The sequence below is a fragment of the Plantibacter sp. AC185 genome, assembly GCF_979258065.1.
In genome coordinates, this window is record NZ_OZ409831.1 from 4087457 (window position 1) to 4109440 (window position 21984).

The following is a 21984-nucleotide window of genomic DNA, read 5'->3' on the forward strand; positions in this document are numbered from 1 at the left end:
GTTACGCCGGGCGCTGGAGGCCCGCTTCTCCGATCCTGCTCGATCCACTCGGACCGGACACCCGGCGATGGGCAGGCCTCGTGGTCGTCTTGGCGACGCAGTCCGGCATCGCGTCGACCGCATGATGTTCGCGCCGACGGTACGCGCTCGGCGTCTCGCCCGTGATGGCGGTGAAGGCCGAGCTGAACGATCCGAGCGAGGTGGCCCCGACGGCAAGAGCGGCGTCCGTCACCGAGCTCCCCGCCCGGAGGAGCGCCATCGCCCGTTCGATCCGACGGGTCATGAGGTGGCCGTACGGCGTCTCGCCGTAGACCGCACGGAACCGCCTCGCGAAATGCGACGGCGACATGTGCGCCGTCGATGCCATCAGCGGCACGTCGAGCGGTTCGGCGTAGTCGCGGTCGATCAGGTCGCGCGCCCGTCGGAGGCAGGCGAGTTCAGCGAGGTCCTCCGGGCTCATGCGGCGATCGTAGCAGGACGGCGGCGGCTCGTTCCGACGAGCGGATGAGCGCCGTCCGACCGGGTCACAGACCGAAGTCGGTGATGTTGACGGTCGAGCCCTTCTTGACGGACTTGCCCGCCGGGGGATCGGTCTTCTTCACCTTGAAGATGTCGCGGAAGGCCTCTGCCACGGCGATGTCGCCGACGGTGAATCCGGCGTCCTGCAGTGCTTTGATGGCTTGATTGATCGTCTGGCCGGTGGTGTCGGGGACGGCGACCAACTCGACGCCCTTGGACACGATCAACGTCACGTCGTCGCCCGGGATGAACGCCGTCTCGTTCCCGTCCGCATCGGTCTTGGCCTGGATGCCGATGACCTGCCCCGCGGGGATCGTGTCGTCGAACGCCTCGTCGGAGGTGCCCACGCCGAGCCCGACGGATTCGAGGGCGTCGCGCGCCTGGTCCGGTGTCATCCCCGAGACCGAGGGCACCTGTCCGGCCGACACGAGCAACGTCACCGTGGAGCCTTGAAAGGACGGCCCGCCCTGGCTGTAGTCGGCTCCCGAGGTCGCGTCGGTCGCCGCGAGCACGATGTCCTTCGCGATGCTCGGGTCGAACTGCTGGTTCACGGTGCCGACGGCGACGCCGAGCGCGTCCAACTGCTGTTCGGCGTCGGACTGTGCGAGCCCGGCGAGGACCGGGATGTCCACCGGCTGCGGTCCCTGGGAGACGAGGACCGTGACGGAGCTGCCCTTGTCGATCTTCGACCCGGACGGCGGATCGCTGCCGGCGACCGTGCCGGCCGGGACGGTGAGGCTGAACGTCGCGCCTTCGACGGGCACGAAGCCCAGCTCCACGAGTTTGGCGGACGCCTGGTCGAAACTCCCGTCGGCGACGTTCGGGACCTCGACGAGCGAGCCGGGGCCCTGGCCGAAGTACCATCCGGTCCCACCGGCGAGCGCGGCGAGCATGAGGACGATCGTGAACAGCGCGACGCCCACGCGGCTGCGCTTGCGCGCCTTCGTGGCGAGCTTGCCCGGACCGTCCGTCGCGTCGGCGCGCACCGGGACCTGCTGCGGTTTGGTGTTGCGGCCGATGACCTGGGTGACGTCGTCGGCGTGCTCGCTCGAGTAGGAGGCCGGCATGACGATCGTGGGTTGCGCCCCGGTGGCGACCGAGGTGAACCCGAGACTGGACTCGATGGACCGCAGGCGCTCGAGCATCTCGCCAGCGTTCGACGGACGATCGTCCGGTTCGCGCTCGGTGGCCCAGAAGACGAGGTCGTCGAGTTCCTTCGGGACGGCGGGGTTCTTGGCGCTCGGTGCGGGGACCGATTCGTTGGCGTGCTGGTAGGCGATCTGCATCGGCTGCTCGCCCTTGTAGGGCTGCTCGCCGGTGAGCATCTCGTAGAGCATGATCCCGAGCGCGTAGATGTCGCTCCGCGCGTCGGCCTGTCCACGGGTGACGAGTTCGGGGGAGAGGTAGGCGATCGTGCCGAGGAGCGCTTGGCCGGTGGCCGTGTTCGCGCTCGCGGCTCTCGCGAGGCCGAAGTCGCCGATCTTGATTCGTCCGTCGTCAGCGAGGAGGACGTTCTCCGGCTTGACGTCGCGGTGGACGATGCCGGCGCGGTGCGCGGCGGCGAGTCCGGACAGTACGGCGTCGAGGATGTCGGCGGCCTGCCGAGGGGTCAGCGTGCCGTTGTCGCGGATGAGGTCGCGGAGGGTGATCCCCGGCAGGTGCTCCATGACGAGGTACGCCATGTCGGAGTCCTGGCCCTGGTCGAACACGCTGACGACATGCGGGTTCGCGAGCCGCGCGGCGGATCGCGCCTCCTGGATGAAGCGGTTCTTGAAGGTCGTGTCGTCCGAGAGGTGGCCGTGCATGACCTTGATCGCGACGCGCCGTTCCAACCGGAGGTCGGTGGCGAGGTAGACCGTCGCCATGCCGCCACGGGCGATGCGTGAGCGCACCTGATATCTCCCGTCGAGGAGACGGCCGATCATCGGATCGGTCTGCTGGTTGCTACTCACCAGTCGAGTGTATGGAACGTCGAGCGCGAAGAGCTGTCAACACCCCGGGAGGGCGGCGAGGTGCCTGGATCGTTACCCGAACGCGATCCGACGGCGCCGAGCGGAGCGCGGTCGTGGCAGACTGCTGTGCGTGACTGAGCAGAATTCCGAACTCGTGTGGTTCACCCTTCCCGATCTGGCGACCGAACTCGGGCTGCCGATCCGCCGCATCCGCCAGTACCTCGAGGAGCGCGACCTCCTCGCCGTCCGACGTGACGGCGTGCTGCAGGTGCCGTCGTCGTTCATCGCGGACGGCGGACCGGTGCACAACCTGCGCGGCACGCTCACGCTGCTGTCCGACAACGGCTTCGACGATGAGGCCGCAATGGTCTGGATGCTCGAGGACGACGACGCGATCGGGACCTCGCCGATCCAAGCCCTCCGCGAGGGACGTCGTTCCGAGGTTCGCCGGGTGGCTCAGGCGCTGGCCTGATCCCACACCGTCCGAGCCGGACCGCTCAGGTCTCGCGGCGCGCGACCGCGACCGCGAGGCCGCGCAGGTGGGCCCGGGCGTCGTCGTTGATCGGAGCCTCGCCCAATGCGGAGAGTGCCCGTGCGACGTGGTCCTGGATGAGCTTCTCCACCTGGTCGACGGCCCCGCTGTCGCGGATGGTCGCCTGGAGCAGGCCGATCTGGTCGTCGTCGAGTTCGGGATCCCCGAGCAGCTCGTCGAGGATGGCGCGCGCGCCCGGCTGGAGGGCCTCCCTCGTGAGCGCGATGAGGATGGTTCGCTTCCCTTCGCGGAGGTCGTCGCCGCTCGGTTTGCCGGTCACGGCGGGATCGCCGTAGACGCCGAGGAGGTCGTCGCGCAGCTGGAAGGCGATGCCGAGGGGGAGGCCGTACCCGCGGAGCGACGCGAGCTGCTGCTCGTTCCCGCCGCCGAGGAGCGCCCCGAGCGCGAGCGGGGACTCGATGCTGTACTTGGCCGATTTGAAGATCAGGACGCGCTCGGCGCGGCGACGCTGTTCGTCGTCGGCGGCGTCGCGCCAGGCGCGCTCCTCGAGGATGTCGAGGTACTGGCCGGCCGTGACCTCGGTCCGCATCCGGTTGAACTCGGCCCGCGCTGCGCGAGCGGCGGTGCGGTCGTCCAGCTGGTCGAGTCCGTCGTCGAGGAGTTCGTCGCTCCAGCCGAGGAGCAGGTCGCCGAGGAGCGTGGCGGCTCCGGTGCCGAAGGTCGTCGGGTCGCCGTCCCATCGGCTGCGACGGTGCAACTCCGCGAAGGAGACGTGAGCAGACGGTGCACCCCGGCGCGTGTCGGAGTTGTCGATGATGTCGTCGTGGACGAGCGCTGCGGCGTGGAACAGCTCGAGTGCTCCACAGGTCGCGATGACGGTCTCGAGGCCGCCCTGACCGCTGGCGTGCCTCCCGGTCGAGACGGCCTGCCAGCCCCGGAAGCAGAACTGTGCTCGGAACCGCTTCCCACCGCTGAGAAATTCCCGGGAGAAGTCGAGGAACGGGGAGAGCTCCGGGCCGATCTGCGCGACAATGGAGCTTCGCGAGGAGAGAAAGTCGGAGAGCCCGCGGCCCACCAGGGTGGCGAGTTCATTGCTTTCGATCACGCACCTAGCCTAGTCATGCTTCGGTGGCTAGACTCGATCAACAACGTCGCGTCGTGTGACCTTGAGGGGAATCAGATGCCACTTTCAGAGCAGGAGCAACGGCTCCTCGATGAGATGGAACGCCACCTCTACCGCAGCGATGCCGATTTCGTCTCCAAGGTCAGCGCTGGCGCGGGCAAACCGAGTTACCGCGGAATCGCGCTCGGCTCCCTCATCGCGGTGGTCGGGGCGATCGGCCTCGTGCTCGGAGTCGTGATCCAGCAGCCCATCGTCGGTCTGCTCGGGTTCGCGATCATGCTCACGGGCGTGCTCGTGGCGACGAAGCCGACCCGGGCTCCACTCGAACAGCCGCGACCTCGTCAGGCTGCGCCGGCAGGACAGAAGTCCTCGCGTCTGATGGACCGCTTCAACGACCGCTGGGACAAGCGCCAGTCGGGCGACGAGCGGTAGCGAGGCCCGGTCTCCTGGTCGCTAAGCGGCCGGCCACCTGACTCCACTTCCCTCCCTCGCGGCACCGCCGCACCACGACTCCAAACGGGGCCGATCTTCGGATCGGCCCCGTTTCGTCGTTTCGGGCCCTCCCTGATCGTCCCGAGTATGGCAAAACCCCTCCATTTCCCTCCACCCCGCAGAGTCCCGACTTTGCGGGGTTTTTTCATGAGCAAATGGCCCAATGTGGAGGAATGTGCTGCGACGGTGGTGCAAAGTGGAGTAAAGTGGAGCCCAACCAAGATGTTGGCCAGAACGATTGGGGGCGGGGGCGTATGTTCCTCGGTAGTCACGCCCCCAAACTCGACGAAAAAGGCCGCATCATCCTGCCGGCGAAGTTCCGCGATGAGCTCTCCGGCGGGGTCGTCATGACTCGAGGCCAGGAGCACTGCATCTACGTCTTCAGCACGCGGGAGTTCGAGGCTCTCCACGAGAAGATCCGCCAGGCTCCGGTCACCAGCAAGCAGGCCCGCGACTACCTGCGCGTGTTCCTCTCCGGAGCGAGCGCCGAGACCCCCGACAAGCAGCACCGCGTGACCATTCCGTCCAACCTCCGCCAGTACGCCGGGCTCAGCCGCGACCTCGTGGTCATCGGCGCCGGCAGCCGCGCGGAGATCTGGGACGCCGAGGCATGGGAGTCCTACCTCGCCGAACAGGAGAGCGTCTTCTCCGAGACCGCCGAGGAGGTGATCCCCGGACTCTTCTAGCGCCCTGCCCCCTGACTCCCAGCCGTCCCGCCCTGACACACTTCCCCGGTGCCAGGTCGGAGCCCGCCCTGACACACTTCCCCGGTGCCAGGTCGGAACGGATGGGGATCAGGGGTCAGGGACCGTCCGGATTACGCATATGGCCATCAACGACATCCACACCCCGGTCCTCCTCGAGCGATGCATCGAGCTGCTCGCCCCAGCCGTGTCCCACGAGGGCGCGGTCCTCATCGACGCCACGCTCGGCATGGCGGGCCACGCCGAAGCCATGCTCGAGCGGTTCCCGCAGTTGACCCTCATCGGGCTCGACCGCGACCTCGATGCGCTGGAAATCGCTCAGGAGCGACTCGAGCGCTTCGGGTCGCGAGTCCGGTTCGTCAAAGCCGTCTACGACGACATCGACGAGGCGGCCGAGGAGCTCGGGTTCCCACAGGTGGACGGGATCCTGTTCGACCTCGGTGTCTCCTCACTGCAACTCGATCGGACCGAACGCGGCTTCTCGTACTCGCAGGACGCGCCACTCGACATGCGGATGGACGCCTCGAGCGAGCTGACGGCGGAGACGATCCTCGCCACCTACGACGAGGTCGCACTTCGGAAGATCTTCTGGGAGTACGGCGACGAGAAGTTGGCGCAGCGCTACGCGCGCCGCATCGTCGAGGAACGCCAGCAGCGACCCCTGACGAGTTCCGGTCAGCTCGTCGAGCTCATCGATCGGGCCACGCCGGCGGCCGCACGTCGCACCGGCCACCCGGCCAAGCGGGTCTTCCAGGCGCTGCGCATCGAGGTCAACGCGGAGCTGTCGGTCCTCGAGTCCGCCGTGCCCCGCGCGCTCGACCTGCTTCGGGTCGGAGGCCGGATCGTGTTCCTGTCCTACCAGTCACTCGAGGACCGGATCGTCAAGCGCGAGCTCCAGGCGCGGGCGAAGTCGACCACGCCGGCGGGGCTGCCCGTCGAGCTCCCGGAGCACAGCGCGGAGCTGAAGCTCCTCGTCAAGGGCGCCGAACTCGCCACCGAGGCCGAGATCGACGAGAACCCCAGAGCGAAACCCGTGCGACTCCGCGCGGCCGAACGGCTGAGGAGGCCAGCATGAGCGGAGCGACCGCAGCACTCGATCTCGCGCCCGAACGGTTCGGACGCGCTCGGCCGCAGCCGACCCGGACCGCCCCCGAACGGCAGCACATCCGTGCGGTCACGACCGGGGCGCGCTCGAAGCTCCGACCACGGCCGATGTACGCGGTCATCGTCGTCGGTGCGGTCGTCGCCATCGTCGTGGGCCAGTTGCTCCTCAGCGTCGGGCTGAGCCAGGGCGCCTACCAGATCCAGCAGCTCGAGGGGAAGCAGGTCGAACTCGGCCGCACCTCGGCCGCGCTGGCCGAGGACCTCGACCGCCTGGCCTCGCCGCAGTACCTCGCCGTCAACGCGCAGGCACTCGGCATGGTGGGCAACTCGCTCCCGACCTACCTCCGGCTCTCCGACGGCGCTGTGCTGGGGACGCCCACGCCGGCGTCGGCGAGCACGAGTCCGATCTTCAATGCCGCCCTCGTGCCGAACGCACAGGCAGCGACGCTCCCGCTCGTCGGCGGACAGAACGCCGCCGCCGCAGACGGCGCGTCGAGCCAGGAAGCTGTCACACCGCCCGTACCGTTGCAGGACGGGCTGCCGTCGCCGACCACGCGATGACCGGACGGATAGCGGTGGAGGACGACGCCCTGCTCGGAGGTGCGACGTCAGGAGAGGACGCGGTGCGGGCATCATGGTGAGACACACGAAGACCACGCGCCGACGCCTCGCGTTCACCATCGTCGCGGTCTCCATCGTGATGACGCTCTTCGTCCTCCGTCTGGTCGACATCCAGGTGGTCCGCGCGAGTGCCTTGAGCGCCGAATCGCTCGAGAAGACCGAGACGGGCGACACGATCCTCGCCACCCGCGGCAGCATCCTCGCCTCCGACGGTTCGGTGCTCGCCGAAGCGGTCATGCGCTACAGCATGGCGGCATCCCCGAAGGACGCCGGCCCGTTCGAACGTGATGTCGACGGCACCGAGCAGACGATCACCCTCGAACAGGCGACGAACGAGATCGGCGCGATCATCGGGAAGCCCGGTCCGGAGATCCTCGCGCTCATCACGGACGCCCTCGCCGCGGACAAGGACTCGCTCTACGCGCTCATCGCGAAGAAGCTCACCCTCGACCAGCTCCGAGCGCTCAAGGCGCTGGAGATCCCGTGGACGACCTTCCAGGAGGAGCCGTACCGGGTCTACCCGAACGGCGCCGTCGCCGGCAACATCGTCGGCTTCGTGGGCGAGGAGGGCGAGGCCCAGGCGGGCGTCGAACTCATGGAGAACTCCTGCCTCGCCGGCAAGGACGGACGCACGACGTACGAGAAGGGCAGCGGCGGTCTGCCGCTCCCCGGCACCACGGTGACGAAGCCGGCGAAGGACGGCGGCGACGTCGTGCTGACGCTCGACAAGGACATCCAGTGGTTCTCGCAGCAGTCGCTCGCCGCGCAGGCCGAAGCGGTCGGTGCGAGCTGGGGCGTCGTCACGGTGATGGAGGTCAAGACCGGCAAGCTCCTCGCCGTCGCCGAGTACCCGGCCGTCGACCCCGGCAACGTCAGCGCGACGCCGTCCGAGGACCGAGGTTCACGGGCCTTCGCCGCGCCGTTCGAACCGGGATCGACGTACAAGTCGCTCACCGCTGCGGCACTGATCGACCAGGGCGTCGCCAGCCCCAACTCACAGGTGGTCGCTCCGTTCCGGTACAAGCCCTCGAACGGTGCGGACATCAACGACAGCGAGTTCCACGAGGACATGAACCTCACGCTCGCGGGCGTCATGGTGCAGTCGTCGAACACGGGGATCTCGCAGTTCGGCGAGAAGATGAGCGCCGACACCCGCTATGCGTACTTCCAGAAGTTCGGTCAGCTGCAGAAGACCGAGGTCGGCTTCCCGAGCGAGTCCGGTGGCCTCATGGCTGACGCTGCGGACTGGGACAACCAGACGGACTACGCGACCATGTTCGGTCAGGGCTTCTCGACGACCGCTATCCAGGGCGCCAGCCTGTACCAGACGATCGCGAACGGCGGTGTCCGCATGCCCGTCCAGCTGGTCGAGGGTTGCCGGAACGCCGACGGCACCATGACCGACGTCCCCGACGCGACCGGAACCCAGGTCGTCTCCGCCGACGCGGCGAAGCAGGTCAGCGACATGCTCGAGATGGTCGACCAGGAGAGCTGGGTGGCCAAGAACGTCGACGTCCCCGGCTACCGGGTGGCGATGAAGACCGGCACCGCACAGCAGCCCGACGGCGATGGAGGCTACAGCTCGAGCTACCTCGTCTCGATGGCCGGTTTCGCTCCTGCAGAGGCGCCGCAGTTCGTCGTTTCGGTGAACCTGGCCGACCCGGTTAAGATGAATTCATCGGCTGCAGTCGCTCCCATCTTCCGGGATGTGACCACCCAGGTGCTGAAGAGCAGGGGAGTGCAGCCGTCCACGGAGCCGGCACCGAACCTGCCGCTCAGTTTTTGAACGACCTCATGAAGGATGGGCTCAGCGTGAACAATCAGGGCCCGATCAGCCTCAGGCCGGAACATCCGCAACGGCGGGCGCTCTCGCAGCTGGTGACCGAATTCGACCTCGACCTGCACGGCTCGGCCGACGGCGTGGAGATCAGCGGTGTCAGCCTGAGCTCCGGTGCCGTCGAGCCCGGTGACCTCTACATCGGCATGCCGGGTGTCCGCGCCCACGGTGCCGCATACGCCGAGCAGGCGAAGGGACGCGGCGCGGTCGCCGTGCTCACCGACGACGCCGGACGAGACCTGGCCGCAGCGGCCGGTCTGCCGATCATCGTCGTGCCCGAGCCGCGTGCCGCCCTCGGGCACCTCGCAGCCTGGGTGTACCGCACCGCCGAGGAGCCGCCGACGCTGTTCGGCGTGACCGGCACCAACGGCAAGACGAGCGTGGTCTACCTCCTGAGCGGCATGCTCGCGCAACTCGGGATCGTCTCCGGGCTGAGTTCCACTGCGGAGCGGCGCATCGGCGAGCTCGCGGTGACGAGCTCCCTCACCACGCCGGAGGCCAGTGAGCTGCACGCGTTGCTCGCACGCATGCGCGAGTCCGAGGTGCGCGCGGTCGCCATCGAGGTCTCCGCCCAGGCGCTGACCAGGCACCGCGTCGACGGCATCGTCTTCGACGTCGTCGGCTTCACCAACCTCAGTCACGATCACTTCGACGACTACGGCGACTTCGACGAGTACTTCGCGGCCAAGCGGGAGCTGTTCGAACCCGATCGCGCACGACGTGGTGTCGTCACGATCGATTCCGAGTGGGGCGGCCGACTCGTCGAGCAGAGCCGGATCCCGGTGACGACCCTGACGACCCGCCCGGAGGTCGACGCCGACTGGCGCATGACGATCCTCGAGGAGACCGCCGGCTCCACGACGTTCCGACTCGACGGCCCCGGCGACCGGGTGCTGGTGACGAGCGTGCCCCTGCTCGGCTGGTTCATGGCGGCGAACGCCGCGCTCGCGATCGTGATGCTCGTCGAGTCCGGCGTGGAGTTCGACATGATCGCCCAGGCCCTCGAACGAGACGGTGGGATCGACGCCTACATCCCCGGGCGGGCCGAGCGGATCAGTGGCGACCGCGGCCCGGTCGTGTACATCGACTACGGGCACAGTCCCGACGCGTTCCTCAACACCCTCGCAGCCATCCGCGCCGTCACGCCGGGCCGCGTGATCATGGTGTTCGGCGCCGACGGAGACCGCGACACGACGAAGCGTCGCGACATGGGTGCGATCGCTGCACGGGGTGCCGACGTCGTGGTGGTCACCGACTTCCACCCACGGAGCGAGGACCCGGCGTCGATCCGACGCGTGCTCCTCGAGGCCGCCCGCGAAGCCGCGCCGCACGGCGAGCTGCACGAGGTCGCCGATCCGGCGACCGCCTTCCGCACGGCGCTGGCGCTTGCCGGTCAGGGCGACACCATCCTGTACGCCGGACCGGGGCATGAGGACTACCACGAGGTCGCCGGTGTGAAGCTCCCGTACTCGGCGCGCGACGACTCGCGTGAGGCGCTGCGAGAGGCAGGGTGGCTCTGATGATCGACCTGACCCTCACCGAGATCGCTGCTGCGACCGACGGCCGACTGATCCACGGTTCGGCGGACCCCGGCCTCGTCGTGTCCGGCGTCGCCGACACCGACTCCCGACTCATCACGCCCGGCGACATCTTCGTCGCGAAGCCCGGCGAGGAGACCGACGGACACCTGTTCGCGGATGCGGCGGTCGCGAACGGCGCCGCCCTGCTCATCGTCGAACGGGAACTGGCCGTCGCCGTGCCGCAGATCGTCGTCGAGCACTCCGTGACCGCGCTCGGCGCCCTCGCCACCGAGGTCATCTCGAGGGTGCGCGCGCTCGGACGACTCCGGATCGTCGGCATCACCGGATCCAACGGCAAGACCACGACCAAGAACCTCCTGGCCGCGGTCCTCGAGCGGGTCGGCGAGACGGTCAGCCCGAAGGCCTCCTTCAACAACGAGGTCGGTGCACCGATCACCATGCTGCGCGTGACGAACGAGACGCGGTTCCTCGTCGCGGAGATGGGTGCCAGCGGCATCGGCGAGATCGCCCGACTCATCCGCATGGCGAAGCCCGACATCGGCGTGGTCCTGAAGGTCGGACTCGCCCACGCGGGGGAGTTCGGTGGGATCGAAGCGACCGTCACGGCGAAGACCGAGATGGTGTCCGAGCTGCTCCCGGAGGACGTCGCCGTCCTCAACCTCGACGATCCACGGGTGGCGGGCATGGCCGACGCCACCCGGGCGCGCGTGCTCTGGTTCGGCCTCGACGATCGCGCCGCCGTTCGCGCGACCGACATCGTCGCGACGGCGTCCGGAACCGCGTTCACGCTGCACCTGCCCGACGGTTCCTCTGCGCCCGTCCGCTTCAAGGTGCTCGGCGAGCACCACGTCATGAACGCCCTCGCCGCGGCCGCAGCCGCCCACGAACTCGGTGGGGAGATCGACCTGATCGTCGACGCCCTCGAGAGCGTGAGCCGGGCGGAGCGCTGGCGGATGGAGCCCCTCGGTGGACGCGACGACGTGTCCATCATCAACGACGCCTACAACGCCAGCCCCGACTCGATGTCGGCCGCCATCCGGACCCTCGCCCAGATCGGTGCTGAACGCGGCCGGACCATCGCGGTCCTCGGCGCCATGAGCGAACTGGGCGACTGGGCGGGCGAGGAACACGACCGGATCGGGCTCCAGGTCGTCCGGCTCGGCATCGGCCGCCTCGTCGTGGTCGGCCCCGAGGCCCGCCGCATGCACATCACCGCGATCAACGAAGGGTCGTGGGACGGGGAGTCGGTGTACTTCGCGACCGCGGACGAGGCGTTCGCGTACTTGAGCGCGGAGATCGCCCCGGGCGACACCGTGCTCGTCAAATCGTCGAACGCGGCCGGACTCCGGTTGCTGGGCGATCGACTGGGGGAGTTGTACGCATGAGAGTCCTGTTGGCCGCGGGAGCGATCTCGCTGGCGTTCTCCCTCTTCCTGACCCCGCTCTTCATCAGAGCGTTCCGCAAGCTGGCCTGGGGCCAGTTCATCCGCGACGACGGACCGCAGAGCCACCACACGAAGCGCGGGACCGCGACGATGGGCGGCGTCATCATCATCGTCGGCACCCTCGTCGGTTTCTTCGCGAGCTATCTGATCTTCCAGGAACAGGTCGGCGTCTCGGCGCTCCTCGTCCTGCTGATGATGGTCGGTCTCGGCATCGTCGGGTTCATCGACGACTTCCTGAAGGTGCGGAAGAAGCAGAGTCTCGGCCTCGGCGGGTGGGCGAAGGTCGCCGGACAGCTCATCGTCGCGACGGTCTTCGCCGTCCTCGCGATCAACTTCCCGAACACCGAGGGGTTCACCCCGGCGTCGACCAACATCTCGATCATCCGCGACATCCCGATCAACTTCATGGCGATCGGCATCCCGGTGATCGGCATCCTGCTCTACATCCTCTGGACCTCGGTGATCGTGGCTGCGACGTCGAACGGTGTGAACGTCACCGACGGGCTCGACGGGCTGGCCACCGGCGCCTCGATCCTCGCGATCGGCTCGTACATCATCATCGGGTTCTGGCAGTTCAACCAGTCGTGCTTCAGCTCCTCGCTCGCCTCCGACGTGGCGTACAAGTGCTACGACGTCCGGGACCCGCTCGATCTCGCCGTGGTCGCGGCGGCGATCGTGGGCGCGCTCATCGGGTTCCTCTGGTGGAACACCTCGCCGGCGCAGATCTTCATGGGTGACAGCGGTTCGTTGGCGCTCGGTGGAGCGCTCGCGGCTCTGGCCATCCTCAGCAAGACCGAGCTCCTCCTGGTGCTCGTCGGTGGGCTGTTCGTGATCGAGGCCGGTTCGGTGATCGTGCAGCGCGCCTACTTCAAGGTCACCCACGGCAAGCGCATCTTCCTCATGAGCCCCATCCACCACCACTTCGAACTCAAGGGTTGGGCCGAGGTCACCGTCGTCGTCCGATTCTGGATCATCGGTGGTCTGCTCGTCGCCGCGGGTGTGGGTTCCTTCTACCTCGAGTGGTTGAGCCGTTGAGCGCCGAGCGCCTCGACGGACTCCGGAGCTGGCACGCCGACTGGCGGGGACTCCGGGTCGCCGTCCTGGGGCTCGGGATGACCGGGTTCTCCGTCGCCGACACGCTCACCGAGCTCGGCTCGGAGGTACTGGTCCTGGCAGGCGAGACCGCGGACGAACGCGCCGAACTCGTCGGCGTCATCGGTGCGCGGCTCATCCAGCGGGACCTGTCGACCGTTCCGTCCGAGCTCGTCGAGTTCGCTCCGGAACTCGTCGTCGTCTCACCCGGATTCCACCCCGACCACTCCGTCGTCACCTGGGCACAGGCGACCGGGGTCGCCGTCTGGGGCGACATCGAGCTCGCCTGGCGGGTCCGCGACAAGGTCGGCACCCCGGCCGAGTGGATCTGCGTCACGGGCACGAACGGCAAGACCACGACCGTTCAGCTGACGGCGTCGATGCTCGTCGAGGCGGGCTTCCGCGCGGCGCCCTGCGGCAACATCGGCGTCCCGGTCCTGGACGCCGTCCGTGATCCGCAGGGCTTCGACTTCTTCGTCGTCGAGCTCTCGAGTTACCAGTTGCACACCCTCGGCCTGCAGGGCGGTCGGAGCATCGTCTCACCGCTCGCCAGCGTCTGCCTGAACCTCGCCGACGACCACCTCGACTGGCACGGCTCCGCCGAGGCGTACCGGGCGGCGAAGGCCGTGGTGTACGAGAACACGAAGGTCGCGTGCGTCTACAACCGCGCTGACGCGGCGACGATGTCGATGGTCGAGGAGGCCGAGGTCGTCGACGGTGCCCGCGCCGTCGGGTTCGGCCTCGACGTCCCCGGACCGAGCGACTTCGGCGTCGTGGACGGCATCCTGGTCGACCGCGCGTTCCTCGACGACCGTCGGACGAGCGCCCTCGAGATCACGACGGTCGAAGCGCTCGCCCAGCGCGGGCTCGCCGCCCCGCACATCGTCGCCAACATCCTGGCGGCAGCGGCACTCGCCCGGGCCGCCGGCATCACGGTCGAGGCCGTGCGCGACACCCTGCTGTCGTTCGGTCTGGACGCGCACCGGATCCAGCTCATCGCCCGGAGGCTCGAGGTGGACTGGATCGACGACTCGAAGGCCACCAACCCGCACGCCGCCGACGCATCGCTCGCCGCCTACCGCTCGGTGGTGTGGATCGTCGGAGGCCTGTTGAAGGGCGTCTCGATCGATCGTCTGGTGGAGCGGCACGCCGACCACCTGCGCGCGGCCGTCGTGATCGGCGCCGACCGCTCGGAGGTCCTCGCGGCATTCGCGCGACACGCGCCGACGTTGACCGTCATCGAGGTCGACGCAGCGGAGACTGAACACGTCATGCCGGAGGCCGTTCGCCGGGCCGCCGAGGTCGCGCAGGCAGGGGACACCGTGCTCCTCGCTCCTGCAGCCGCCTCGATGGACCAGTTCACGGACTACGGGCACCGTGGTCGCCTGTTCCAGGCCGCCGTCGAAGCAGAGCTGGGAGGTGAGGCGGATGATCGATCCGCCTCGCGCTGACCCGCGCCGCGTGCGGTCGTCGTCGTCCCGGATGATGGGGACCGCCTCAGGTAGTGGGACACCCGACGCGCCGACGTCGCCGAGAGGCATGTCGAGTGCGCGGATCTCGCTGGGCAAGGTGCTGCGTCCGGAGTCGAAGAACTACTTCCTCCTGCTGGGTGTCACCCTCTTCCTCGTCGGGCTCGGGCTCGTCATGGTGCTGTCCTCGTCCTCCGTCGAGTCCTACGAAGCCGGCGACGGGTATTTCGGGCTGTTCTGGCGCCAGGCGACGTTCGCGATGATCGGTGTCCCGCTCATGCTGATCGTGAGCCGCTTCCCGGCACGGTTCTGGAAGAAGTGGGCGTGGGTGTTCCTCCTCGTCGCGATGGGCCTGCAACTGCTCGTCTTCACACCGCTCGGCTACGAGATCGGCGGCAACCGCAACTGGATCGAGATCGGCGGCTTCACCGCGCAGCCCTCGGAAGCGGTCAAGCTCGCGCTGGTCGTGTGGCTCGGGCTCGTGCTGACGATCAAGCAACCGCGTCTCCTCGAGTGGAAGCACGCCCTGATCCCGGTCATCCCCTTCGCCGGTCTCTCCATCGGCCTCGTCCTGCTCGGTGGCGACCTCGGTACCGTCGTGATCATGGCCCTCATCGTGTTCTCGGCGCTGTACTTCGCCGGAGTGCGACTGCGCTACATCGCGATCCCGGTGGTCGCTGGGGCTGTGCTGTTCCTCATCATGGCCGTCACGAGCGCCAACCGCATGCAGCGCATCATGGCGTTCTTCGGCGACGGCAAGGGCGACTACGAGAACGCCGACTGGCAGTCGACCCACGGCACGTGGGCGCTGGCGAACGGCGGCCTCTGGGGCGTCGGTCTCGGCAACTCGCGCGCGAAGTACGGGTGGCTGCCGGCGATCTCGAACGACTTCATCTTCGCGGCGATCGGCGAGGAGCTGGGCCTCATCGGCGCCGTCCTCGTCCTCGGGCTGTTCGTCTTCCTCGCCGTCATGTTCATCCGGGTGATCCGTACCAGCGACGACTCCTTCGTCCGGATCACCACCGGCGCCATCATGGCCTGGATCATCGGCCAGGCACTCGTGAACATCGGCGTCGTCCTCGGAGTCCTCCCGGTGCTCGGCGTGCCGTTACCACTCCTGTCCTCGGGCGGCACGGCGCTGCTCACCACCCTCGTCGCGATCGGGATCGTCCTGTCGTTCGCCCGGGAGCGGGGGCGCCCCGCGTCCCAGCAGTCCCGTCGGTCACCCGCTCGACGTCCCCAATCCTCCGGAGTCACCCGATGACCACCTACCTTCTCGCCGGCGGCGGCACCGCCGGCCATGTCAATCCGCTGTTGGCGGTGGCCGACGGACTCCGCGCCAGAGACCCTGAAGCGACGATCCTCGTCGTCGGCACGGCGGAGGGCCTTGAGGCTCGACTCGTCCCGGAACGCGGTTACGAGTTGCTCACGATCCCCAAACTGCCCTTCCCCCGCCGTCCGAACATCGACGCACTCCGCTTCCCCAGTCGCCTCCGCCGGGCGGTCGCAGCCGTCGTCGCGATGATCCGGGAGCACCGCGTGGACGTGGTGATCGGTTTCGGTGGCTACGCGGCCGCGCCGGCGTACACGGCGGCCAGGCGCGCCGGCGTCCCGCTGGTCATCCACGAAGCGAACGCGCGTCCAGGCCTCGCGAACCGACTCGGTGCGAGGTACACGCCCTACGTCGGTGTCGCCTTCCACCACACGCCCATCCGCAACGCACGCTTCGTCGGCATGCCGCTGCGTCGCGAGATCGAGGAGTTGGACCGCGAGACGCTCCGGCCGGCGGCCCTCGCCGAGTTCGGCCTCGTGTCGGACCGACCGCTGCTGCTCGTCACCGGCGGTTCGCTCGGCGCGAGACGGATCAACGCGACGATGAGTCAGAGCGCCGAAGACGTCGTCGCGGCCGGCTGGCAGGTGCTCCACATCACGGGTGCGAAGAGCGAGATCTCGGATCCGGGTGTCGACCACTACCACCTGCTCGAGTACTGCTCCCGGATGGAGCTCGCCATCGCCGCAGCCGACTTCGCGGTGTCGCGTGCGGGCAGCGCCACGGTCAGCGAGCTGTGTGCGGTCGGGCTGCCGGCCGTCTACGTGCCCTATCCGGTCGGCAACGGTGAGCAGCGCTTCAACGCCGCCGACGTCGTGCGTGCCGGGGGAGCGGTTATGGTAGATGACGCGCAGTTCGTGCCGGCCTGGGTGCATGAGCACCTCGTCCCGTTGCTGAGCGATCGGCACCGGGTCGACGACCTGGCCGCCCAATCCATGAGCGTCGGTGTCTCCGACGGCACGGCTCGCGTCATCGCCCTCATCGATGAGGCGCTCCAACCATCGGTGCAGCGCGTGCGCGGCCGGTGATCCAGTCTTCCCAGAAAGCGTGACACCGTGATCAAGCCAGACCCCACCGTCGAGATCCCCGCCGACCTCGGCGTCGTGCACTTCGTCGGCATCGGCGGCAGCGGGATGAGCGGCATCGCACGGTTGTTCGTGAGCGCCGGATCACGCGTGACCGGCTCGGACGTGCGCGAGTCGAAGAACATCGACGCCCTCCGCGAACTCGGGGTCCCGGTCGCCATCGGCCACGATGCGCAGAACGTCGGTGATGCGGACACCCTCGTCGTGACCGGAGCGCTGTGGGCGGACAACCCCGAGTACCTGCTCGCGAAGGAACGGGGTCTGACGATCCTGCACCGGTCGCAGGCGCTCGCGTGGCTGACCTCCGGTACGCGACTCATCTCCGTCGCGGGGGCACACGGGAAGACGACGTCGACCGGCATGATCATCACGGCGCTCCTGGAGCTCGGTGCCGACCCCAGCTTCGTCAACGGTGGCGTGATCGAGTCCCTCGGGCTGAGCTCGGCCCGCGGCGCCGGAGAACTGTTCGTCGTCGAGGCGGACGAGTCCGACGGTTCGTTCCTGCTCTACGACACGGCCGTCGCGCTCATCACGAACATCGACCCCGACCACTTGGACCACTACGGCTCGCTCGAAGCGTTCGAGCAGGCGTTCGTGACCTTCGCCCAGCAGGCACGCGAACTCGTCGTCATCTCCTCGGACGACGCCGGCGCGGTCCGGATCACCCCGGCGCTCCGCGCGGCCGCCGACGGCAAACGCGTGCTGACCTTCGGAGAGGCCGCCGACGCGGACGTCCGACTGCACGACGTCGGCTCCACCGGCCCGGTCTCGTTCCAGCTCAGCTACGAGGGGACCAGCTACGCGGCGACCCTCCGCGTGCCCGGGCGCCACAACGCCATCAACGCGGCCGGCGCCTTCGCGGTCCTCGTCGGTGTCGGGTTCGACCCGGCGGACGCGCTCCGAGGCATCACCGCCTTCGGCGGGACGCAGCGTCGATTCGAACTGCACGGTGTCGTCGACGGTGTGAGCGTCTACGACGACTACGCGCACCACCCCACCGAGGTCGCCGCCGCCCTCGCCGCAGCGCGCACGGTGGTCGGCGACGGACGCATCATCGCGGTCCACCAGCCGCACCTGTACAGCCGGACCCGCCTGTTCGCCCAGGAGTTCGCCGACGCCCTCGAACGGTACGCCGACCACACGGTCGTGCTCGAGGTCTACGGCGCGCGCGAGGACCCCGAGCCCGGTGTGACCGGTGCGACCGTGTCGACCCGGTTCTCCGACGCGGACCGCGTCGCGTACATCGACGACTGGCAGCGCGCCGCGGACTACACGGCGACGGTCGTGCGACCCGGCGACTTCGTCATCACGCTCGGATGTGGCGACGTCTATCGGATCGTGCCGCAGCTCCTCGAGGCCATCGCCGGTCGCGAGTCCGTCTGATGGGCGTCCGGTGAAACGCCCGGACGGCTTCGACCCCGCGGCCAGCCCGCGCCCCGAGCGTCAGACGCGACCGTCGGCGTCCGCGCCGGTGGACCGCGCCGGCGCGCCTGCTGAGCCCGTCGCCGAGCAGGAGACGGACGTCATCGAGCTGGACGCCGCGCGGCTCCGGCCGAAGCGGTCGGGTGCCGGCGCACCGTCCCAGCCGTCGGGCTCGAAGTCGAAGGCGAAGTCGAAGTCGGCCTCATCGACGCCGGCACCATCGTCGAAGGTCGACGCGAAACCGGCGGCGGCGTCCTCCGCCTCGGCGACGGCGACCCTGGAGCGCCCGGACGAACCGGAGGATGAGGCGTTCCTCACCCCGCGTGAGGCCGCCAAGCTGCGACGTCGTCACGAACGCCAGGAGATCCGTCGGTTCACGGCCCGCAAGCGCGGCCGCCACCGTCCGTGGGTGATCGCGGCCGCGATCCTCGGCGTCCTGATCGTCGTCTCGCTCGCCGGAGCCTATTCGCCGCTGCTGGCCGTCCGGTCCATCGAGGTCGTCGGTGCGAGCCGGGTGAACCAGGCCGAGATCACCGAGGCGCTCAGCGACCAGCTGGGTCGCCCACTCGCGCTGGTCGACGCGGGAGCCGTCAAGGCGGTGCTCGTCGGATACCCGCTCATCGCGAGTTACTCCCTCGAATCCCAGCCCCCGAGCACACTCGTCGTGCGGATCGTCGAACGCGAACCGGTGGGTGTGCTGCAGTCCGGATCGGTGTACACCCTGGTCGATGCAGCCGGGGTCACGATCGAGCGCAGCGACCAGCCGATCGCCGGGTATCCGACGCTCATGGTCACCGGCGGCCCGACCTCCAAGGGCTTCGTCGCCGCGGCCGCGGTGATCCGGGCGCTCCCGACGGATCTCCGCGCCCGCGTGGCGTCGGTCTCGGCGTCGACCGCGGACGACGTCACCCTCACGCTCGTGGACTCGCCCGCCGAGGTCGTGTGGGGGAGTGCGGAGGACTCGGTCCTGAAAGCGCGGATCCTCGCGACCACGATGGCGGCCACCGACCCGTCCCAGGTGAACCAGTACGACGTGTCGTCGCCGTCCGCCGCGATCGTCCGCTGAGGAAGCGCACCGGGATATTCCCGTCGATGTGCCGACACGCCCGGAAGCGTCCCGACACGGTCGGGGCTGGGCCCTAACGTCGTGCTCAGGACAGAAAATGCATACGCAGCATAACTTTAAACCTTAACTAGAGGTTGAGAGTTCTCACGGAGGCCTGAAGTGACTACAAACCAGAACTACCTCGCCGTCATCAAGGTCGTCGGTATCGGCGGCGGCGGTGTCAACGCGGTCAACCGCATGATCGAGCTCGGCCTCCGAGGCGTGGAATTCATCGCCATCAACACGGACGCGCAAGCGCTGCTGATGAGCGATGCCGACGTCAAGCTCGACGTCGGCCGCGAGATCACCCGCGGCCTCGGCGCCGGTGCCGACCCCGAGGTCGGACGCCGTGCGGCGGAGGATCACGCCGAGGAGATCGAAGAGGCCATCGCCGGCGCCGACATGGTGTTCGTCACCGCCGGTGAGGGTGGCGGTACCGGAACCGGTGGCGCACCCGTCGTGGCGCGGATCGCGAAGTCGATCGGTGCGCTGACCATCGGTGTCGTCACGAAGCCGTTCGGCTTCGAGGGTCGTCGCCGTCAGGCCCAGGCCGAGCTCGGCGTCGCCCGCCTGAAGGAGGAGGTCGACACGCTCATCGTCGTGCCGAACGACCGCCTGCTGGAGATCAGCGACCGCGGGATCAGCATGCTCGAGGCGTTCGCGACCGCCGACCAGGTGCTGCTCGCCGGTGTCCAGGGGATCACCGACCTCATCACCACCCCCGGCCTCATCAACCTCGACTTCGCCGACGTCAAGTCGGTCATGCAGGGGGCCGGCTCCGCCCTCATGGGTATCGGTTCCTCGCGTGGCGCTGATCGTGCCATCAAGGCGGCTGAACTCGCCGTCGCCTCCCCGCTGCTCGAAGCGAGCATCGAGGGCGCCCACGGTGTCCTGCTGTCCATCCAGGGTGGCTCGAACCTCGGCATCTTCGAGATCAACGACGCCGCCAAGCTCGTCCAGGAGGCCGTGCACCCCGAGGCGAACATCATCTTCGGTGCGGTCGTCGACGACACCCTCGGCGACGAGGTGCGCGTGACGGTCATCGCCGCCGGATTCGACGGTGGCGAGCCCCTCACCAGGACGGCTGCTTCACCGGCCGACGCGGTCATCTCCGGCGGCGTCATGAGCACCTCGGACGAGGCGCCCAGCGCTCCGATCAGCACCTCGGCCAACACGGCCTCCGAGTCGTCCGAGCACCGCTCGGCGCCTGCTGCGGCACCGGTCGCCTCGGGTGGCGACTGGGGCTCCAGGCAGAACGCGTCCTCGCCCTTCTCCGGTGCGACGCACCGTCAACCCGATGCGGTCGTCGAGACCGCCGTCGTCGACCCCTCGTTCGACGACGAGGGCGAGCTGGACATCCCCGACTTCCTGAAGTAGTGGGCGGCGACACGATCACCCCGGCCGGATCGGGCTCTTCGGAGCCCGATCCGGCTCTGCTCGATCGCCTCGCCGCGATCCGCGGCCGCGTCGCAGACGCTGCCCGTGCGGCCGGTCGCACCCACGAGCCGACGCTCATCGTCGTGACGAAGTTCCATCCGGTCGCACTCGTGCAGCAGCTCGCGGCCGCGGGGGTCACCGACGTGGGGGAGAACCGACACCCGGAGGCCCGCGACAAGGCCGAGGCGGCCGCCGGACTCGGGTTGCGGTGGCACTTCATCGGCCAGTTGCAGACGAACAAGGCCAAGCAGGTGCGTCGATACGTCGACGCCGTGCACTCGGTGGACCGGCCCGAACTCCTGCGCGCGCTGTCGTCACCGGACCGCCTCCTCGAGGTGTTCCTCCAGGTGAACCTGACCGACGACCCGGGTCGCGGCGGTGTGGTCGGCGACGAGGCGCTGGAAAGGCTCGCCACGGAGACGCTCGAAGCCGAAGGCGTCCTCCTGCGAGGCGTGATGGCCGTCGCCCCGCTCGACGAGCCGCCGGCCGCCGCGTTCGCGCGGGTCGTCACGGCGTCCGCGCGGGTGCGATCCCTCGCTCCGCAGGCCGACGGCCTGTCGATCGGGATGAGCCACGACTACGTCGAGGCGATCGAAGCGGGCGCGACACACCTGCGCATCGGCACGGCAATCACCGGGAATCGTCCGGTGTGACGTTAATCTCGAAGGTGCAAGGACCGCAGATCACGGAGGAAACGATGTCGAACCCACTGAAGAAGACCATGGTGTACCTCGGGCTCGCCGACGATGATCTCGAATACGAGCAGCAGCACGCTGCCCAGGCCGAGCCCACGCAGCAGGCCGAGCCTCGCCGGGCAGAACGTCCCGAGCGCGCAGAGCGTGTCGAGCGCGTCGAGAAGGCCGCTCCCGTGACCCCGCTGCGCAAGCCGGTCCCGGTCCGTCAGCCGGTCGCCCCGAGCTCTGACCTCAACGAGATCCTCACGGTGCACCCCAAGCAGTACCGCGATGCTCAGATCATCGCCGAGAGCTTCCGCGACGGTGTCCCGGTCATCATCAACCTCTCCCAGATGAGCGACGGCGACGCCCGACGCCTCATCGACTTCGCCAGTGGCCTCTCGCAGGGCCTCTACGGGAAGATCGAGCGAGTGACGAGCAAGGTCTTCCTGCTCTCGCCCGAGCACGTCGCCGTTTCCGGCGACAACGGGCAGGGCGCACCGGAAGCGACCGAGGCGACCTTCTTCGCTCAGTCATAAT

General features: G+C 68.7%; 20 protein-coding genes. 17 read left to right on the forward strand and 3 right to left on the reverse strand.

Annotated elements, in window-relative coordinates:
• Position 1 precedes the first annotated feature (1 nt).
• Entirely contained in the window at positions 2-460 is a 459-nt protein-coding gene (locus tag ACZZZB_RS19055) for a helix-turn-helix transcriptional regulator (protein ID WP_137241613.1), read from the reverse strand.
• Positions 461-524: 64 nt separating this feature from the next.
• Positions 525-2471, reverse strand: coding sequence for a Stk1 family PASTA domain-containing Ser/Thr kinase (gene pknB, locus ACZZZB_RS19060; protein WP_085510970.1), 1947 nt, complete (start codon positions 2469-2471; stop codon positions 525-527).
• Positions 2472-2601: 130 nt separating this feature from the next.
• Between pknB and ACZZZB_RS19065 the strand changes: the two genes are divergently transcribed.
• Positions 2602-2943, forward strand: coding sequence for an Rv2175c family DNA-binding protein (locus tag ACZZZB_RS19065; protein WP_064297006.1), 342 nt, complete (start codon positions 2602-2604; stop codon positions 2941-2943).
• A 25-nt stretch (positions 2944-2968) separates the two neighbouring features.
• On the opposite strand, the gene ACZZZB_RS19070 is transcribed toward ACZZZB_RS19065, so the two are convergent.
• Positions 2969-4069: a polyprenyl synthetase family protein gene (locus ACZZZB_RS19070; RefSeq protein ID WP_064297005.1), complete on the reverse strand. Its 1101-nt coding sequence runs from the start codon at positions 4067-4069 to the stop codon at positions 2969-2971.
• 75 nt (positions 4070-4144) lie between these two features.
• Between ACZZZB_RS19070 and ACZZZB_RS19075 the strand changes: the two genes are divergently transcribed.
• From ACZZZB_RS19075 to ACZZZB_RS19150, 16 genes are all read left to right on the forward strand, one after another.
• Positions 4145-4519, forward strand: a complete 375-nt coding sequence (locus ACZZZB_RS19075) for a DUF3040 domain-containing protein (protein ID WP_064297004.1) — start codon at positions 4145-4147, stop codon at positions 4517-4519.
• Positions 4520-4833: 314 nt separating this feature from the next.
• A complete protein-coding gene (mraZ, locus tag ACZZZB_RS19080; RefSeq protein WP_064297003.1) occupies positions 4834-5265 on the forward strand; it encodes a division/cell wall cluster transcriptional repressor MraZ in 432 nt (143 codons plus the stop codon).
• A gap of 139 nt (positions 5266-5404) precedes the next feature.
• Positions 5405-6358, forward strand: coding sequence for a 16S rRNA (cytosine(1402)-N(4))-methyltransferase RsmH (gene rsmH / locus ACZZZB_RS19085; RefSeq protein ID WP_274499990.1), 954 nt, complete (start codon positions 5405-5407; stop codon positions 6356-6358).
• Complete coding sequence (gene ftsL, locus ACZZZB_RS19090; protein ID WP_192004858.1) at positions 6355-6948, forward strand: cell division protein FtsL; 594 nt, start codon at positions 6355-6357, stop codon at positions 6946-6948. The genes rsmH and ftsL overlap by 4 nt, the downstream gene beginning before the upstream one ends.
• Positions 6949-7021: 73 nt before the next feature.
• Positions 7022-8794, forward strand: coding sequence for a peptidoglycan D,D-transpeptidase FtsI family protein (locus ACZZZB_RS19095; protein WP_192004859.1), 1773 nt, complete (start codon positions 7022-7024; stop codon positions 8792-8794).
• A 26-nt stretch (positions 8795-8820) separates the two neighbouring features.
• Positions 8821-10365, forward strand: coding sequence for a Mur ligase family protein (locus tag ACZZZB_RS19100; protein WP_229938929.1), 1545 nt, complete (start codon positions 8821-8823; stop codon positions 10363-10365).
• Positions 10365-11771: a UDP-N-acetylmuramoyl-tripeptide--D-alanyl-D-alanine ligase gene (locus ACZZZB_RS19105; protein WP_463530490.1), complete on the forward strand. Its 1407-nt coding sequence runs from the start codon at positions 10365-10367 to the stop codon at positions 11769-11771. Before ACZZZB_RS19100 ends, ACZZZB_RS19105 begins: the two co-directional genes overlap by 1 nt.
• Positions 11768-12865: a phospho-N-acetylmuramoyl-pentapeptide-transferase gene (gene mraY / locus ACZZZB_RS19110; RefSeq protein WP_086473215.1), complete on the forward strand. Its 1098-nt coding sequence runs from the start codon at positions 11768-11770 to the stop codon at positions 12863-12865. Before ACZZZB_RS19105 ends, mraY begins: the two co-directional genes overlap by 4 nt.
• Positions 12862-14373 (forward strand): UDP-N-acetylmuramoyl-L-alanine--D-glutamate ligase, encoded by a 1512-nt coding sequence (gene murD / locus ACZZZB_RS19115; protein WP_463530491.1) that lies wholly within the window; start codon positions 12862-12864, stop codon positions 14371-14373. Before mraY ends, murD begins: the two co-directional genes overlap by 4 nt.
• A gap of 88 nt (positions 14374-14461) precedes the next feature.
• Positions 14462-15655 (forward strand): putative lipid II flippase FtsW, encoded by a 1194-nt coding sequence (ftsW, locus tag ACZZZB_RS19120; RefSeq protein ID WP_228498104.1) that lies wholly within the window; start codon positions 14462-14464, stop codon positions 15653-15655.
• On the forward strand, positions 15652-16749 hold the full coding sequence (locus tag ACZZZB_RS19125; RefSeq protein ID WP_137241621.1) for a UDP-N-acetylglucosamine--N-acetylmuramyl-(pentapeptide) pyrophosphoryl-undecaprenol N-acetylglucosamine transferase: 1098 nt from the start codon (positions 15652-15654) through the stop codon (positions 16747-16749). Before ftsW ends, ACZZZB_RS19125 begins: the two co-directional genes overlap by 4 nt.
• 27 nt (positions 16750-16776) lie before the next feature.
• Entirely contained in the window at positions 16777-18189 is a 1413-nt protein-coding gene (gene murC, locus ACZZZB_RS19130; RefSeq protein WP_137241622.1) for a UDP-N-acetylmuramate--L-alanine ligase, read from the forward strand.
• A gap of 10 nt (positions 18190-18199) precedes the next feature.
• Complete coding sequence (locus ACZZZB_RS19135; RefSeq protein WP_161578515.1) at positions 18200-19294, forward strand: cell division protein FtsQ/DivIB; 1095 nt, start codon at positions 18200-18202, stop codon at positions 19292-19294.
• A gap of 159 nt (positions 19295-19453) precedes the next feature.
• Positions 19454-20710, forward strand: coding sequence for a cell division protein FtsZ (ftsZ, locus tag ACZZZB_RS19140; RefSeq protein WP_137241624.1), 1257 nt, complete (start codon positions 19454-19456; stop codon positions 20708-20710).
• Entirely contained in the window at positions 20710-21423 is a 714-nt protein-coding gene (locus tag ACZZZB_RS19145) for a YggS family pyridoxal phosphate-dependent enzyme (RefSeq protein WP_307783462.1), read from the forward strand. The genes ftsZ and ACZZZB_RS19145 overlap by 1 nt, the downstream gene beginning before the upstream one ends.
• 44 nt (positions 21424-21467) lie before the next feature.
• Positions 21468-21983, forward strand: a complete 516-nt coding sequence (locus tag ACZZZB_RS19150) for a cell division protein SepF (RefSeq protein ID WP_064296992.1) — start codon at positions 21468-21470, stop codon at positions 21981-21983.
• Position 21984 lies beyond the last annotated feature (1 nt).